At 59.5% G+C, this 16599-nt stretch carries 14 protein-coding genes; 11 read left to right on the plus strand and 3 right to left on the minus strand.

Features of this window, described 5'->3' with window-relative positions; genetic code table 11:
- Positions 1–188 precede the first annotated feature (188 nt).
- Entirely contained in the window at positions 189–377 is a 189-nt protein-coding gene (locus tag Mhypo_RS07565; protein WP_119340693.1) for a hypothetical protein, read from the minus strand.
- 90 nt (positions 378–467) lie between these two features.
- On the opposite strand from Mhypo_RS07565, the gene Mhypo_RS07570 reads away from it, so the two are divergent.
- From Mhypo_RS07570 to Mhypo_RS07600, 7 genes are all read left to right on the plus strand, one after another.
- The gene (locus Mhypo_RS07570) at positions 468–3422 is read left to right on the plus strand and encodes an ATP-binding protein (RefSeq protein WP_170148241.1); all 2955 of its coding nucleotides are present in this window, start codon (positions 468–470) and stop codon (positions 3420–3422) included.
- Between the two features lie 100 nt (positions 3423–3522).
- Positions 3523–3723: a hypothetical protein gene (locus Mhypo_RS07575; protein WP_119340695.1), complete on the plus strand. Its 201-nt coding sequence runs from the start codon at positions 3523–3525 to the stop codon at positions 3721–3723.
- Between the two features lie 167 nt (positions 3724–3890).
- Complete coding sequence (locus tag Mhypo_RS07580) at positions 3891–4610, plus strand: hypothetical protein (protein ID WP_147371343.1); 720 nt, start codon at positions 3891–3893, stop codon at positions 4608–4610.
- A gap of 14 nt (positions 4611–4624) precedes the next feature.
- On the plus strand, positions 4625–5923 hold the full coding sequence (locus Mhypo_RS07585; protein WP_119340697.1) for a hypothetical protein: 1299 nt from the start codon (positions 4625–4627) through the stop codon (positions 5921–5923).
- A 53-nt stretch (positions 5924–5976) separates the two neighbouring features.
- The gene (locus Mhypo_RS07590) at positions 5977–6414 is read left to right on the plus strand and encodes a hypothetical protein (RefSeq protein WP_119340698.1); all 438 of its coding nucleotides are present in this window, start codon (positions 5977–5979) and stop codon (positions 6412–6414) included.
- Positions 6415–6432: 18 nt separating this feature from the next.
- Complete coding sequence (locus Mhypo_RS07595; protein WP_119340699.1) at positions 6433–7530, plus strand: TMEM43 family protein; 1098 nt, start codon at positions 6433–6435, stop codon at positions 7528–7530.
- Complete coding sequence (locus Mhypo_RS07600) at positions 7527–9032, plus strand: right-handed parallel beta-helix repeat-containing protein (protein ID WP_119340700.1); 1506 nt, start codon at positions 7527–7529, stop codon at positions 9030–9032. The genes Mhypo_RS07595 and Mhypo_RS07600 overlap by 4 nt, the downstream gene beginning before the upstream one ends.
- Before the next feature lie 43 nt (positions 9033–9075).
- Here the strand turns inward: Mhypo_RS07600 and Mhypo_RS07605 are convergent, their stop codons facing one another.
- A complete protein-coding gene (locus Mhypo_RS07605) occupies positions 9076–11988 on the minus strand; it encodes an AfsR/SARP family transcriptional regulator (protein WP_119340701.1) in 2913 nt (970 codons plus the stop codon).
- A gap of 203 nt (positions 11989–12191) precedes the next feature.
- Here Mhypo_RS07605 and Mhypo_RS07610 point away from each other — a divergent pair, with 203 nt between their 5' ends.
- Positions 12192–12560, plus strand: a complete 369-nt coding sequence (locus Mhypo_RS07610) for a transposase family protein (RefSeq protein WP_119340702.1) — start codon at positions 12192–12194, stop codon at positions 12558–12560.
- A gap of 107 nt (positions 12561–12667) precedes the next feature.
- A complete protein-coding gene (locus Mhypo_RS07615; protein WP_119340703.1) occupies positions 12668–13168 on the plus strand; it encodes a DinB family protein in 501 nt (166 codons plus the stop codon).
- Positions 13169–13756: 588 nt separating this feature from the next.
- Here Mhypo_RS07615 and Mhypo_RS07620 read toward each other — a convergent pair.
- Complete coding sequence (locus Mhypo_RS07620) at positions 13757–14200, minus strand: hypothetical protein (protein ID WP_119340704.1); 444 nt, start codon at positions 14198–14200, stop codon at positions 13757–13759.
- A 191-nt stretch (positions 14201–14391) separates the two neighbouring features.
- On the opposite strand from Mhypo_RS07620, the gene Mhypo_RS07625 reads away from it, so the two are divergent.
- On the plus strand, positions 14392–15579 hold the full coding sequence (locus Mhypo_RS07625; RefSeq protein WP_170148245.1) for an ABC transporter substrate-binding protein: 1188 nt from the start codon (positions 14392–14394) through the stop codon (positions 15577–15579).
- 76 nt (positions 15580–15655) lie between these two features.
- Complete coding sequence (locus tag Mhypo_RS07630; protein ID WP_119340706.1) at positions 15656–16570, plus strand: branched-chain amino acid ABC transporter permease; 915 nt, start codon at positions 15656–15658, stop codon at positions 16568–16570.
- Positions 16571–16599 lie beyond the last annotated feature (29 nt).

Genomic DNA, 16599 nt, shown 5'->3' on the forward strand with positions numbered 1-16599 from the left:
TGCGCAGCCTGACCTTCTTGTTCATGTGCGGGCTCTGCTCGATGGCCCTCAGCCGCTCATCCTCTTCGCTGCTCAACTCAATGTACCGAAAGTTTCCCATAGTAAAAGTCTATCGTGAGTGTACTTAGAATCCCGATCCACCTTCGTTTCATGCTGCCCTCCTGTACCCAGTCTGGCGATGGGCCGTCTTACCGCCGTCTCACCGCGGCAGAGCGCTCGAGAAAGCGCTTGAGTGCTTCTGCCGAGTCGAAGACCAGCCGCTCCCCACCGCGCAGATCGTGCAGCACAAACAGCAAAACCCCCTCCCGAGCTTCGAGCTTGAGGATGTAGCTGGCCAGGATCTGGGGGCTGGTTTTGGGCGGGGCAAGACGACTCACATTTAGAGTCTGTGGATGGGCCGTCTTATAGCTGTCTTAGGCTACAGAGAACCTCAACCCTTTGTATTTGATCTGTTAGACTTTGTTCAAATGTCCATTCGGGTTGAGCTATTGGGTTTGCCACATCTGAGCGATGGTAGGGCGACTCGAGCATTGACCCTCAACAAGCCCACCCTGCTGCTGCTCTATCTGGCCTACCGGGGCGACTGGGTGAGCCGCAGCGAGGCCGCCTTCTTGTTCAGACCCGACGACGAGGAAACCGCAGCCCTCACCCAGCTTCGTCTGCTGCTGCACCGGGCCAAACCCTATGAATGGGCCAAGACCCTCGAGGCCACCCCCCAGCAATTGCGCTTCAACCCGTCAACCGATGTGCAGGTTTTCAAGCAGGCGGTTCAGGGGCAGCGCTGGCAGGAGGCCATAGACCTCTATGCGGCCCCCTTGCTGGGCGGCTACAGCGACCCCGACCTGCCAACCTACTCGAGCTGGCTCGAGCTGGAGCGGGCCAGCCTGCAAAACCTCTACGAATCTGCACTCTTGAGCCAAGCCCAGACCCTCGAGGCTGGCGGCGATTTCGCTTCGGCCTCTGAGGTGCTGCACAAGCTGCTGGGCTGTGACCCCTTGGCTGAGACGGTGCTGCAAGCCTATCTACGAACCACCTATCTGGCCGGACAGCGGGAAAAGGCCCTAAAAGCCTACGACGGGTTTCAGCAGGCGGTGTGGCAAGAGTTTGAAACCGAGCCGCTGCCCGAAACCCAAACCTTGGCCCAAAGCATCCGCGAGTCCAAGCCTCTGCTGGCCCACAGTCCCGCAAGGGCGGTGGCTCAGCCCAGCCCCCTGCCTGCCCAGTCCACCCGCTTTGTCGGGCGCAGGCAGGAGTTGCGCGAGCTAACCGGGCAACTCCAACAGCCCGAGTGTCGCCTGCTGACCCTGATGGGCATTGGGGGTACGGGCAAGACCCGACTGGCCCTCGAGCTGGCCCAGCAGGTACAGGGTAGCTTCGCAGACGGGGTGCGGTTCGTCTCGCTGGCCGCGTTGGACTCAGCCGAGGGGGTGGTCTCGAGCCTGGTTCAATCGCTGGGGCTAAAGCTGGCTCCTAACCGCGACCCCAAGGCCCAACTGCTGGACTACCTAAGCAACAAACACCTGCTGTTGGTGCTGGACAACTTCGAGCAGGTTATGGCGGCCAGCGGGCTGGTGGCGGAAATCTTGCAGCGGAGCCAAAACCTCAAACTGCTGGTCACCTCCCGCGAGAGCCTCAAGCTGAGCGGGGAGTGGCTGTTTGATGTACAGGGTTTGAGCTACCCCGGTTCCGGCAGCGCTCTGCCGCCCGAAAGCTATGATGCGGTGCAACTATTCGTCAATGGGGTTAAGCGGGTGGCCCCGCAACTCGTTTTAGAGCAAAGCGACTTGGACACCATCGCCCAGCTTTGCCAGAAGCTGGAGGGACACCCGCTGGCGATTGAGCTGGCCTCGAGCTGGGCACGGATCATGCCCGTCGGGCGCATCGCCCAGGAGTTGGAACAAGGCTACGACCTGCTGCAAACCGACCTCACCGACCTGCCCGAGCGTCAGCGCAACCTGCGGGCGATTCTGGACAAGACCTGGGCCAATCTTTCAGAAAAAAAAAGGCAGACCCTGGCTAGGCTCTCGGTGTTCGTGGGCGGCTGTACCCTCGAGGCCGCCGAACAAGTGGCGGGGGCGCATTACAGCCTTCTGTTGTCCCTGGTTAATGAGTCGCTGATCAGACAGCAGCCCGGCTACCGAATGGATTTACACCCCCTGATCCAGCAATACACCGCAGCAAAACTCGGGGAAACAGCCGACCTGGTGCCGACCCACCAGCGGCACGCCGAATACTTCATGACCCAGATCGCCCAGCGATTTGCCGATGCCAAACACACCTTTTTGCAGCTCTATCCCGACACCGAGAATTGCCGGGTGGGCTGGTTGTGGCTTTGCAAGCAGAATCGGCTCGACCTGCTCGAGAAAGCCCTGAACAGCATTGACTACTTGTATTCGATGACTGGCCGGCACCGCGAGGGCAACCTTGTGTACGAGAGCACGGTAGACATTTTGACTTCCGCACCCTTCTCTGAGCAGCGCGACCGGCTGATGGCGGGGGTGATTAATGGCTTGGCCGACCGTTCGATGGTGATGGGCCACCTTGGTCAAGCCGAGCAGCAATTGGGGCAAAGCCTCGAACTGCTGACGGGACTCGAGGGGGTCGAAAAACAGCTTGGCTATGTTCTGACCTCGATGGCGCGGTTGCACTGGCAAAAGGGGGAGTACGCACAGGCCGAGCAGTACCTCTACCGGGCCGCCCAGACCGTTGCGGCCATCGGCGATATGCGCCAAGAAACCAATATCCAGCACGGGCTGGGCTTGATTCTGCGCGAGCAAGGCCGCTGGGCTGAAGCCCAAGCCTGCTATAGCCGGGCTTTGGAGTTGTACTTGGGCATGAATGAGTTGGGCAATGCCGCCATCGCGCTGAACAACATCGGGGCACTAAACATCGAACTGGGCCAATTTCAGATCGCTCAACACACTTTTGAGCGTGGCTTGGCTTTGATCAAAGGCCTTCAAGCCTTTCGGGCCGAAGCCATACTGACCTCGAGTTTGGCCGGGGTGTTTTACCAACAACAGCACTATCCCAAAGCCCTAGCACAGTACCAAGCCAGCTTGGCCTTGGCTGAACAGGTGCAAGAACTCAACATCAAAAACGAGGTACTGCGAATGCTAGGCCAAACCTTGCTCAAACTCGGCGACCCAGCCCAAGCCTTGCCCCATTTGCAGCAAAGCCTCGAGCTGTCTTGGAAAGCTCAAGCCTGGCCCCAACTACTGGCCGACCTAGCGGCTTTTGCTCAGTATTTCGCCAAGGTGCAACAACCCCTCCGGGCCAAGCAACTGCTGGCCGAAGTTGTGGCCCATCCTGCCACAAAAAGCACTACCCGGCGCGAGAGCCAGACCTTGCTGGAACAGTTGCCCTCTACGGGTGAACCTGCTAGAGATCCGCTTGAAACCCTGGTGCAACAACTGCTGGCCTAGAATGGCTCATACCTCAATCCCGAAAGCCAAAACAAGCCGTCTGCCCCCGCCATAACCCACTGCAACGGCGCTGCAACGGGGCCTGCCTAGGCTGTAGCCCATGTCCCGTGAGAAGGTGGTCGGCAGCTATCTGGTTCGCTTTGTCGAGAAGAACCATCAGCCGCAGTACAGCCTGCACAACCTAAAAACCGGGGAACGGCTCGAGTTTGAGTCGTGGGTGGCGGTGTGGTTTTACCTCGACCAACTCCTGGTAGCCGGACGGGAGGCCGAGCATGAGCAGCTTGGCAGCCCCAAGCCCTAGCAACGCCACTGCAACGGCACTGCAACGGCCCACAGAGAGTATTGCGACCAAGGAGGGAGACATGCGTGAGGCAGGGTAGACATGGTATCCATTGGCAACAGGTTGGCAGGAAACTACTACAGAAATCTTGAGTAAAGGAGAACTATATGAGACTTATTTTGACCCTAGTGTCGGTAATGCTGTTCGGGGTTTCGGCGCAGCAGGCGTTGGCCCAAACTAAAATCACCAATCAGTATCTGGAGCACAACAGTGTCAAGTATTTCCGAGGGAAAGCTGAGAATGTGGTGCTGGGTTCTTACGGCGAAAAGAAAAACCCGATCGGATCAGCCGCCTATCTGGCAATTCAAAACAATATTCGTGCCGAGCACCTAAACAACCGTGTGCGGGTACTGTCTCCAGTGGAGATAACTTGGAACAACACCACCAAGGCTGAGGTGGAAGCCAACGGCAGCCTACGGGTCTATGGCCTCAACCTAAGCGCGGCTCGCAATATGACGTTTGAGCAAGCCCGCAGCGGAAGGCTCAAACTGGTCAAGCTCTTTATCAACGAAGGGGCACTGCAAACCATGCTCAACCGCGATGCGCTTGCGGCCCGCAACTACTTAGCTCGAGAGGGCACTGATGCGCGGATCGTCTCGGAAGTTTGGGTGGTGATGGAGGCCGAATTGGCCGAGCACTTTGACACTTCCAGCAGCATTCGGGTCGAAGTCTCACGCGGTCAACAAGCTGCACTGGAGATCACCGCCAGCGGGGGAATTCACCGTAGCCAGTCCATCACCCTCTCCGCAGGCAATGTCTTCGCTTACCTGCTGCACAAGGTGAAGAGTTGGAACCGCGACAAAACCGAGATCGAAAACATGGAAGACGATCAAAGCGGCCTCAACTAATCCAGGAGGAAAACATGAAACAGCTCTTGCTCATTGGGATGATCTTGGCAATCGGCACTATGGCCCTGGCTCGAGACTGGTTCGTCAGCTCCAAGCGCGGCTCGGGCCGCGAGGGCACCGTCCAAGCCCCAGTCAAGGACTTGGGCAACGTGGTGGATTTGTTGGCCGCTGGAGACCGCGTCTTCATCGCCGAGGGTAGCTATGTGGGGCGCGGCGAGAATGGCAGCGACGAGATCACGGTTCCGGTGGAGATCTACGGCGGCTGGTCGGACGACTTTAGCGAGCGCGATCCCTGGGGCAAGTACAAGACCATCCTGACCGGATCGCGTACCTCGCAAAACTTTGCCATCACCCCGCGCCTTTCAATCAAGACCGATAAGTTTTCCACCAACGTCAAACCCGTGGCCCACAAGGTGGTGGTGGAAGGCATCATCATTGATCACGGCCCGCGCAATACCTACACCGACGACAAGGAACTGCGGATTAAGCGCAAGGCCGCCGCAAACTCGCTGTTCAGCCCCGACACCAATGCCATGGCCATCACCACCGGGCAACAGGGCGAGGTCGTGATACAGGCCAATATCGTGATAAACGCGGCGGCCTCGCAGGGGGCCTTTGCCTTCTTCCCCGGCAGGGGCGGCAAGGTGCTGGTCAAGAACAATGCGGCTATCAACAACACCGGTTTCGGCTTCCACCTCTCGCGCAGCTTCAACTCCACCAACGCCGCCGAGCAGCCCACCTACACCTTCGAGAACAACATGGCGGCCTTCACCGAGAAGTACGACCCCTTCTCCCAGACCCAAGGTGGCTCGGCCATCAAGCTCGAGGCCAATGTCAAATACACCCTCACCAATAACATCTTCGCCCTTTCCGACTTCTACGGCATAGACAACGCCGCCAACGCCAAAGGCATCGTGCTGCGCGACAACCTGTTCTTTGGCAACGTGGTGGCCGACTACCTCGAGTTCAACACCAAGATGAAGGTAAGCGCCCTAGCCGACGAGGCTCGAGGGATTGCCGATGGCAAGGGCAACCTGCTGCAACAGGCCAACCTCAAGGTCTCGCAGCGCTGGGCCAGCGCCTACATGGCCCGCAACGTGATAGACCGCAACGTCGCCGAGGCCAAGGTCAGCGCCCCCAACACCGGGGCCAACCAACTGCGCAGCATCCTGGGCCTGAACGTACAGGGCAGCAGCCTGGCGGCGGACTCCGAGGTCTGGCTGCCCCGCATGAGCCTGGAGGACGCGCTGTCGGTGATCGGGCGCTATGGCGACAAGTTCGGGCCGTTCATCCCCGCACCCAGCAAGCGCTAAACCTGACCGTATAGATGGGGCGGTGTATACCGCCCCACCCACAGAGGCATTCCATGCGTATCCTGAAGGGTCGAGTCACCCAAGCACATCCCCGGCCCAGCCTGACCGCAGCCCGCCTGACCGAGCTGACCCTCGACCACCAAACCCGCCTGCTGTTGCAAACCTACGGGGAAACCCCAGTTGCCGAGGGCGATCAACTGGTGGTGGGCGGGTTTGGGCTGTTCGGGCGGTTCGCGGTGATGGCCTACAAGAACCACACCAGCGGAGCCTCCTGGAGCAACACCCCGTGGCCGATGGGGCTGATGGGGGCCTTTGTCGCCCTGATGCCCCTGCAAAGCCTCGGCTCCGAGAGGATTGAGGGGGTGTTTTGGGTAAATCTGATCTTTGTGTTGGTCGGTCTGGGGCTGGTGGCCTTCGCAGTAAACATTTTTAGCGTCACCCGGCGGGTGTTGTCGGAACATGCCCCCCCCCGACAAAACTTCCTGAGGTGACAAGAACTGGAGGTGTATATGCTCAAAGGGACTGTTGCCTTGGCTGGGGGCTTGTTGTTGTTTGTGGCCGCCTTTCCGCTGCTGTTTTGGAATGAGGGCCGTGCGGTGAATATCGCTCGAGCGCTCAACCAAGGGGCCAGTCGGGTTATCGCGGTACAGCCCCAACCTATTGACCCCAAACACAACCGCGCCCTGGTACACCTTAGTGGGACAGCCAGCCCCACTCAAGCCCTGCGCGACCCCATTCTGGGCCTTGAGGTCGAGGCCCTGCGGCTGCGCCGCACCGTCGAGATGTACCAGTGGAAAAACGTAACCAGCACCGAGGACGAGCAAAGCCACGCCTTACGTTGGTCGGAAACCCCGGTGGACTCGAGCAACTTCCCGGTTGAGCAACACAACCCCAAGGCCCTGCCGTTCAAAAGCGCTACCCTCACCGCCCCCTCGGTAGCGCTGGGCGATTTCCAACTCGATCAGGGCCTGACCCAGCGCTTGTTTGGCTTTCAACCGCTGCCCCTAGACCCTGCCGTCCTGCCAACCGTGGAGAAGGCGCTGGGCCTCAGCAGGGTTGCCCTCGAGGGGGGCTACCTCTATCTGCCCTATGGCTCGGGCCGCCCTGCCGAGGCCAAACTGGGGGATGTACGGGTGCGCTTTGAGTACATCCCACCTACCCTAGTGAGCGTAGTGGCCCAGCAAAACGGCAACCGCCTCGAGGCCCAAAGCGCCTCGGGGGCTACCGTGGCCTTGATTCGGCCCGGACAGCATTCGGCCCCGGTGATGTTCGAGCAAGCCCTGAGCAACAACCACAGCCTGACTTTGGCCCTACGTGTGGCAGGTTTTGCCCTGATGCTATTCGGACTACGCCTCGCGGTTTCGCTGCTGATTCAAGCTACCCGGTGGATTCCGCTGGTGGGCGATTTGTCACGGCTGGGGGCCAACCTGTTTGCCGGTGTGCTAGCTCTGGTGCTATCGCTGAGTTCAGTAGCCCTAGCTTGGGTTATCTACCGACCTCTAGTCGCGATGGGATTGATTGGGTTGGCGATGGCCAGCCTTTGGTGGGCGCAACGGGTAGCCCAGCAGCGCAACCAGCGCAGCAGTTTGCTGAAGGGAGAATCATGAAACCATTGGTATTGGCAGTGTTGGTGACCGGGCTGGGCTGGGGCTTGGCCCAAACCCCCACGCCCATCTCTTCGGTCGGAGAACTCGTCAAGGCAGCCGCCAGCGGCGGGGCGTATCGCTTAGCTGCCAACACCTACAGCCTCAGCGAACCGCTGGTGGTCAGCCAAAACCTGACCCTCATCGGGGAGGGCCATGACCGCAGCATCTTGAGCCTGCGCGCTTCACCGGTGGGAATGCTGGTCAAAGGAGACATAAGTGTGCGCCTCGAGGGCCTAGGCTTTCAGCAGGCGGGGTTTAGGGGTGGAGACCTGCTCAACATTCAGGATGCTCGCTTTGAAATTATCAACTGCCGTTTTCGCGGAGCCTTAGCCGCCCGTTCAACCGACCCTTCCCGTCCCTTTGGCTACGGTAATGGGCTGTACCTCTACGGTAAGGCCCAGGGGCGGGCCGAAGGCAGCGAGTGGACTGCCAACCAACTGGCGGGCATACAGCTTGCTGATGGGGCGGTGCTGGAACTTAGCAACAGCCGTTTGCTCAAAAACGACACTGGGGTGTATACCGCCGACAACGCCCAGGCTGTGCTTCGGAATATTCTGCTACAAGACACCCGCCGCCCGGCCCTGCAAATGGCGGGGCGCAGCAAGGTGCAACTCTTCGATAGCGTAATTGAGCGCAACGGGCGCTTCAATGACAAGGAGCAGTTTGATGCCATAAGGGTGGTAGATCAAAGCGAGTTTCGACTGGAAAACAGCCAAATCCGCGACAACCCCCGTTTTGCTCTGTCCATAGACAATCAAGCCCGCGTAGAAGCCCTCCGCAACACCCTCGAGCGCAACGGAGGCGCGTACCCCAACGATACCTACATCGGGGCCATTCTGCTAGAAGACAGCAGCCGCATTTTGCTACAGGGCAACACTCTTAAAGATCATCCAGCAGGGGTGCTGGAAGCCCTGGGCGACAGTAAAGCCGATTTGGTGGACAACCTGATCGAGCGCACCTTGTCCTGGTCGAGCATCTACGCTGCCGACCGGGCCGAACTGACCCTGAGCAACAACCACATCCTGCGAAGCGCGGGCTATATCTACCTCAAGGGTCAGAGCAAGGCCACCCTCACCGGCAACCAGATGGAGGGCGGCCTAAGCCACGGACTGGTGCTGGACGAAGCGGCCCAAGCCACTCTGCGGGGCAATACCATTCGGGCCTATCGTGAAACCGGGGTAATGCTTAGCAAAAACGCACGGGCCACCCTGGTAGAGAACCAAATCGGCCAGAACTTTAACGGGGTATTGCTGGAAGGCAGCGCAGAGGCAATAGTGCAGAACAACCGCTTTGTGGGCAACCAGCGCAATGGCGTTGGCTTTTTGGGTCGCTCGGGTGGCAGCGCCCAGCGCAACACGGTGTCGGGCAGCGAGATAGGGATTTTGATTGGTGAGCAGGCCAAGCCGGTGCTCGAGGGCAATGTGTTCTCAGGGAACATCAAAGATACCGATACAGTAAAGTAGCCTCGAGCAAAACTTGCAACAGTAGGTTGAATCGGGCAAGCAATTACTCGAGAATCTGCCTCACCACCTGCTCCAGCTCGAGTGACGCCGCCTTTTTCCGGGCCGCATTTACCTTGGCGAGCGGAAGTGCAGACAGGAGCTGATTAGCACGGCCTTTGGCCTCTGCCGATGTAGCAGGGTGTTGGGTGGCCAGCAGCAGCAAAGGGAGGGCCTTGGTTGGTTTTTCTGCCTTCAGCTCGAGTTCGGCCAGACCGATCAGCGCATCGAGTTGAATTGGCCTGGCGGCAACCTCCTGGGCGATGCGCAGTCCTTCCAGGAAGTGCTCACGGGCCTCCGTCGGTTGGCCTAATCTGAGGGCGTTGTAGCCCAGCATTACCGTGTCGAAGGCTTCACCCCGACGGTTGCCCATTTCTCGCCGCAAGCTCAGGCTGCGCTGGCGCAAATCGTTAGACGCGGCATAGTCCTTTTGCACAAAACTCATCTCCGCGAGGTTGGACAAGCAGCCCGAGAGCAAAGGCCAGTGGCGGATTTCCTCGGCCAGTCGGGCCGCCTGTTGGGTGGTCTGTTGACCCGACTGCTGCTGGCCCAATTCCCAAAGCGCTCCGCCCAGGTTGGCCAACAAAAAGGCGGTGGTTTGCTGGTTGCCAATCTCCTCGGCGAGTCGAAGCCCTTGTCGAAAAAACTCGGTGGCCTCGGCAAACCTTCCAGTCCAGCGGCAGGTGTTGCCCAGGCTGTTGAGGGTGTTGGCTAAACTGGCGGTGTTCTGGGTCTCTTCCGCAAGGGCGCGGGCCTTCTGGAACCACATCTCGGCCTGGGCGTAGTCGCCCAGCCGCGTCCAGGCCACCCCCAGTCCGTTGTAACCGTACAGCAGGCCGTTGGTGTGGCGCTGCTGCTCTAAGTGGGGCAGGCTGTGTTCGAGCAAAGTCTTGGCGCTCTCGGTCTGGCCCAGTTGCAGACCAAACCAACCCTGTCGCTGGGTCGCCTGTGCCCACAGGAGCGGCTGTTCTTCGCTTTGGGCAGTTTCTGCCAGCTGGGCAAAGGTCGCCTGCCCCTCGCGGTACAGGCCCCTCGAGCTGAGAAAGTGGCCCCAAGCCGCTACACTCGACTCGAGCTGGGGCCATAGGCGCTGCTGCAAGCAAAAAATCCAGGCTAGCCGGATGTTCTCGGCTTCGACCGCGACCTCGTCCACCACCCGATCCCAGCGCCCCTCTTGCAAAGGTTTGTTTTGCGCCTCGAGGAAGGCCACAAAGTGCAGGGCGTGTTGGTGTTGAAGGTGAGCCATTAGTTCGGGCTGTTGTGCGAGTTTTTGCTGCGCGTATTGTTGCAGCAGCGAATGCATTCGATAACGGCCAATGGACTCTTTTTGTAGTAGAGAGTGGCCCAGCAGGCTTAAGAGAAGGTAGTGCGAAGCCCCCGTAACCTGCTGCGCAGCCCTGCGGCTAAACCCTCCCCGAAAGAGCGAAAGCGCCATCATCAAGCGCTGCTGCTCGGGCGAGAGTAAATGCCAGGAGTGCTCGAACACCGCCTCCATCCCGGTCGCCTTGTGGCCCAGTAGTCCTTGATGGTCGCGGATTTCCTCGAGGATCTCCGCGCAAGAAAGCTCGCGCACCCATGTTGCGGCCAGTTCCAAGGCCAGGGGCAGACCTTCTACGCTCGAGCAGAGTTCTGCGATGGCTTGCAAGTCGGCTAGGGTTGGTTTGAAGTCGGGGCGGCTGCGCCTTGCGGTTTGCACAAAAAAAAGGATGGCCTCAGACGACTCCAGGTGGGTGGGGTCGGGTGGGGGTAGACCCTGAAGGGGGTAATTCCAGGCCTCGGGCAGTTCCAGGTGCTGCCGGGAGGTAACCAGCAAACGCAGCTTTGGGGCCTGCTCGAGCATCTCTGCCAGCAATCCAGCCTCTTCCAACAGATGGTCAAAGTGGTCCAGCACCAGCAGTATTTCTTTGCTCTTCAGATAATCCAACAGTTGGGCTTTAGGTTCCCTGGGGCCAAAAAAGGTAAACCCCAGCGCTTCGGCAATGGCGACGGAGATTTGCTCAAGGCTCTCTACCCCTTCCAGCGAAACAAAATAGGCTCCTTGGGCCAGTTGGTCGGCCTGTTGTCTTGCCAGCTCTAGGGCCAGCCGGGTTTTGCCCACACCGCCTAGGCCCGTGAGTACCCGCAGCCGGGGGGCTCCCAGGCTCAGCTCTGACAGCTCCATTTGGCGACCAATCAGAGGGCTGTCCGGGAGGGGGAGCCCGGCTCGGGGTGGAGGGGTATCCAGGGGCCGCCCTTGCCGAATGGCTTCGGCCAGGTGTTCGGTTTCAGGGAGGGGAGCCAGCCCTAACTCGCTTTGCAAGCGGCTTTTGAATAGTTCAAATACTTCTAGCGCACCATCTCGACGGCCTTGCACATGCAGGCTATGCAGGTAGGCTTGCAGTACCTGCTCGTCGAAGGTGTCTTGTTCCCAGACCCGGCGCAGCAGGCCAGCAGCTTCCTTGTTTTGGCCTTTCTGGCCCAAAGCAAGGGCCGCTTCCAATACGGCCTCCCGCCAGAGCGAACGCAGTTCCTCCCTTTCTGCCTCGAGCCAGGTGTCAAAAGCGGGGGCTTCGCGAATGAGGTACTTATCCAGCAAGGGTCGCTGGTGGAGTTGTATAGCTTTGGCCCAGTCTCGCTGCTGGATGGCTGCTCGAAATGCCTGCACATCGGTTGCTACCTTAAAGCGTAAGCGCTGGGGCTCGGCCTCGAGAGTCTGGATCCAGGGGAGTTCTCGGAGGCGCGAGAGTAGCAAACGCAAGCGGTGGCGGGCGGTGGGCTCGTCTTCGTCGGGATATAAAAAAGTGGCCAAGTGCGCCCGGCTGACCCAATCGCCCTGATAGGCCAGGTACAGCAACAGATACAGCGGCTTTTGTGAAGCGAGCTCGTACCGTTTGCCCTCGAGTTCAAAACACGGATAACCCAGCAGGTGCAGTTGGAGCATGGTTCTTAGTTTAAAGCCAACCTAACCACAAGATGTACGTTATCTCCACCTCATCAGGGTCGGTGCGTAAACCCCCGCAAACCTTAGCTAATACCAACTTTACCTGTAGAGCTGGCTTTGAGAGTCGTTCCAAGCTCCCTCATTCGGCGACACCCCAGATGCAGTCAATTGCGTTTGCGTAACTGATTGTAAATAGCGCGGTCGTGGTGTCGTCACCTTCTCCAGCCAGGGGAGAAGGCAAGGGGTTTACGTGGATTTGGTATGACAAGCGAACCCGTCACCTCAAGCAAAGCCGCAGCTATGCCCTCACCAGTCTGGACTGGGAGGCTGCGCGCCTGGCCAGGCTCATTCGCAGCCGCTGGAGTATTGAGCACCATGACTCTCTGGTGCGCGATGTGACTTTTGCTGAAGATCGTTGCCTGGTGCGAGGTCAGGCGGCGATGGGCCTGGCGCACCTCCGGGGTTTTGCCATCAACTGCTTGCGGCAATGGCAGGTGTCCAATCTGAGCGCCGCGATAGAGCGCTTTGCCGCTAAACCTTTCGAACTGCTGGCGCGGTTGGGGGTGGTGTGAGTTCACGCACCGGCCCTGGTGATCCCATAGCATATTTGCAAAACCAAGACCCAAGGCTCAAGCCAGAAGGGAATTCTGTACCTGGGCATTGGGCCTAGCATGGTTCTATGGAAAAACTCGAGTACGTCCAGAAGAACCTCGAGGCCCTGGGCGACCGCGACCTCCTGGAAGTGCTGGCTCAGACGCCCGAAATGCTTACCGATTTGTTTCCCCGCCTGGACATGCGCCGGGGTTGTGAGTTGACCCACTGGACGGCAGGGGAGATCTACTGCCACCTGGCGGATATAGAAATTGGCTACGGCTTTCGCATACGGCAGGCCCTGGCGGGCGCCGATAAAGCCCAGGCTTTTGATCACGACCGTTGGGGCATCCGTTACCGCAACTACGAAAGCTATTCGGCCCGGCTGGCCCTGGAGGCCTTTTGCGCCTTGCGCCGCTGGAACCTGGAGCTTTTGCGCAACCTGGAGCCGCCTGACTGGGACAAGGTGGCCTATCATCCCGAACGCGGCCCCGAGACGATCCGCTTTATTGTGCAGATGCTGGCCGGGCACGACCTGCGCCACCTGAAGGAGCTGGAGTACATCGCATCTTACGTAGAAGCGGGCTGAGGTGCTCCTGTACAGCTTTTTTAAAGCGGTGGGCTGCGGGAGTATCCTTGCCCCGCGCACCCCTCATTTGCGGTTGATGACCACGATGTGGCTTATCCCGAGCCGGGTTCTGTGAAGCAGGTCAACATTTCATACCGGATTCAAAAAGACAGTTTACAAAATCAAAAACACCAGAGGCTGTCTTTTTGAATCCTAGAGCACACCCCTCCCTTGAGTACCGGCGCTAGCCGGGGGCCGATGGCCCTTCACTGTCGGTCGGCGAAGAAAGCGTCTCCCTTCCAAGGGGCGGTATCGCCCTCCGCTACGCGGATAACTTCCAAGGGGCGGTATCGCCCTCCGCTACGCGGATAACTTCGGTCGGGTTAGTTCGTCACCCTTTGGTGACGAACTAACCGAATCTGGTATCATGGGTGGTTCTGCTTACTGTACACGGCCAGACAAAGGGGTTTCAGGGGCGGAACCCTCCAGGTTTCATGGGGCATTGGTGGGATTGCAGTCGGGATCTATATCGCCAAAGGCGTTGTTCGAGAAGGTGTTGCCGGGCCCCAGCCGCACCAGGGCCCGATCCTCGTCGGTGCAAGAGATGGCCTACCTCGAGCTGTGCCGGAAGCTGCTGGGGGCGATGTATAGTCCCGCCGAGTAGTTGGTGATGAGGCCGTTGGCGATGAGTTCTCTCGAGTCCCCGCCGCCGTAGGACATGTGGACGTACTCCAGACGATGAACCTGGCCTCGGTTGTGCACCGCGAAGTAAATACCATCCCAGGCACCCGGCGTTTGTGTGACCCCGGTAAACACAATGGGCTCGGCGGCGGTTCCGACGGCCACAAGGGTTCCGCCTGGCTCGATGGAAAGCCAGCCCCCGTCTGCCACAAAGTGGACGCCGGGCTGGAGGGTCAGGGTATCCTCCACCTTCACATAGCTCCCCAGGGAGTAGGGCGCGTTGAGTTTCTTCCAGATGGTGATGCCATCCCAGAAGCCCTGGATGGGACTCTGGCCCTCGAGGGTAATGGGCTGGGTAAGCAGCGGAATCATACCACTGGACATGTTAGCTCCACTGTTTGTTGGATGGGCGGAGTCCGAAGCCCAGATTGAGCGTGGTTCGCCGCTGGGGTTCGCCTAAACAGGCTGGTTTTGAACCGGGTACACAAAATGCAAGCCGTCATAGTATTCTAGGGGCACAACACAATCGGAGAAGTAATCCCAATAGGAGGAAGTACATGAAAATGAACCGTCGGCAAGTACTAAAAGCAGGTCTGGCAGCTTCAGCGGTGTATAGCCCCTGGATGATTGCCCGCGCACAGGCCCGCCCGGTCAAGCTCGCGGCTATTCTGCCCCTCACGGGGGCCTTTGCCTTTGCGGGCAACGCAGCCCTGGATGCATTCCGCGACGCAACCGACCGCATCAACGATGCCGGGGGAATCGGCGGGCGACGTTTTGAACTGGTTGTCGAGGACGATGGCTACGATGTAGCCCGCGGCACCGCTGCTTTTAACCGCATAGTCCAGCGGGAAAGCCCGGAGGAGTTGGTGTTCGTGTATGGCAACTCCACCGGCCTTTCCAAGGCTCTGGCCCCGGAAATTACCCGGTTGCGTCTGCCCTACACCGCTACCTCGTTCTCTAACGAACTGGCCGACCCCAAAACCTATCCCACCATCTTTGTCTTCGGCCCCACCTACAACGATATGGCCGGGGCGCTGTTGCAGCAGATTCGCCGCCAGAAGGGGCGCGGCGCCAAGATTTTCCTGTGCTACTCCAACTCCGAGTTTGGCCGCGACCCCATTCCCTTCATCAAAGAGCAGTCGGCCCGTCTGGGCTTCCAGATTGTGGGTGAAGAGGTAACCCCCCTGGCCATTGCCGACGCGACCCCCATCGTAACCAAGCTGCGCCAGGCCCAGCCCGATTTTGTGATTGTCCACGGCTACGTGCTAACCGTGGAGCCCTTGCTGATACGGGCTGCCCGTGAGCAGGGCATCCGGGCCACCTTCATGGGTACCTACTACTCTGCCGAGCTGGCCCTGATGCAGCGGGCTGGTGCCGCCGCCGACGGTTTTATTGTGGCCTACCACAACGCCTACTACTACGACACCACGGTACCGGCGGTGGAGCAAATTCGGGCCCTGCGCCGGGCCAAAGGCCGCGACCTCTCCTACCGCACTACCTACTACATGGGCTCCTGGATGGCCATGGATGTGATCGCCGAGGCCATGCGACGGGCCAATGCAGCGGGCAAGCTCAACCGCCCCGGCATGATCGAAGCCCTGGATAGCCTGGGTGACTACAACGCGGGTGGGCAGGTGCGCAACATGCGCTGGGTCGAGCGCCGACTGCCCTTCACCAAGCTCTGGCGGGCCAACGTGCGGGATGTCCGCTTCGATGCCATTACCGACTGGGTAGACGGCTCCAAGCTCTGAACAGTTCGTTTGTGCTGGGGGTCGGGGCCGGCATTTTTGGGCGCTCGACCCCCAGCTTGTCGTAAAAGGCTCATCAATGGATTTTTCCCTTGTCGTTCAAACCATCCTCAACGGCTTGGCCAACGGGGCCTTGTACGCGGTAATTGCTTCTGGGTTCGTGCTGGTCTACCGTGCTACCAGCGTGGTTAACTTTGCCATTGCCGAGTTCATGCTCATTGGGGCCTACCTGACCTACACCATGTCACTCTTTTTTCCGCTCCTAGTGGCGCTATTGCTGGCACTTCCCCTAGCCTTTGCCTTTGGGGTGCTGGTGGAGCGGGGGTTTGTAAGGCCACTGCTGGGGCGCAACGTGGTGGCGGTCATTATGGCCACCATTGGCCTGGCCGCGACCCTGGACGGTACGGCCCTCATTCTCTGGGGGCCAGACCAGAAAGCCATGGGGGCAGCGGACATCTCTCAACTCCCCAAGGAAATGCCCAACCTGGCGTTCAATATGGGGGGGGTGTTTCTCTCTTCAAAAGCGGTGTGGAGTCTGATTCTGGCACTGCCGCTGGCCATTTTGCTGGTCACGCTGCTCAAGTACAGCCGCTACGGGATATTGTTGCGGGCGGTATCGGAAAGCGAGACGGCTGCCCTGGCCATGGGCATCAATGCGCCCAGGGTGGTCGCCGTGGCCTGGGGCATTTCTGCCATGATGGCGGCCATTGGGGGTGCATTCCTGGCGGGGGCTGCCGGGGGTGGTGGGCCGGGCCACCACCTGGTGCTGCTGGGTCTGATCGTCTTTCCGGTGGCGATCTTGGGGGGTTTTGACTCGGTGCCGGGTGCAGTGGTGGCGGGGTTGCTGATTGGCCTCATCGAGGCCTTTTCGCAGCTATACCTCGAGTCCTTCCTTCCCGGCATTACCCAGGCCATCCCCTTCTTGATCGTGCTGCTGGTGCTTTTGTTTCGTCCGTATGGGCTGTTTGGACAGCACCGCATCGAGCGGGTTTGAAAGATGTCGTGTTTCGTGCGATATGAGAC

It is taken from the genome of Meiothermus hypogaeus (assembly GCF_003574035.1).
Taxonomy (GTDB): domain Bacteria; phylum Deinococcota; class Deinococci; order Deinococcales; family Thermaceae; genus Meiothermus; species Meiothermus hypogaeus.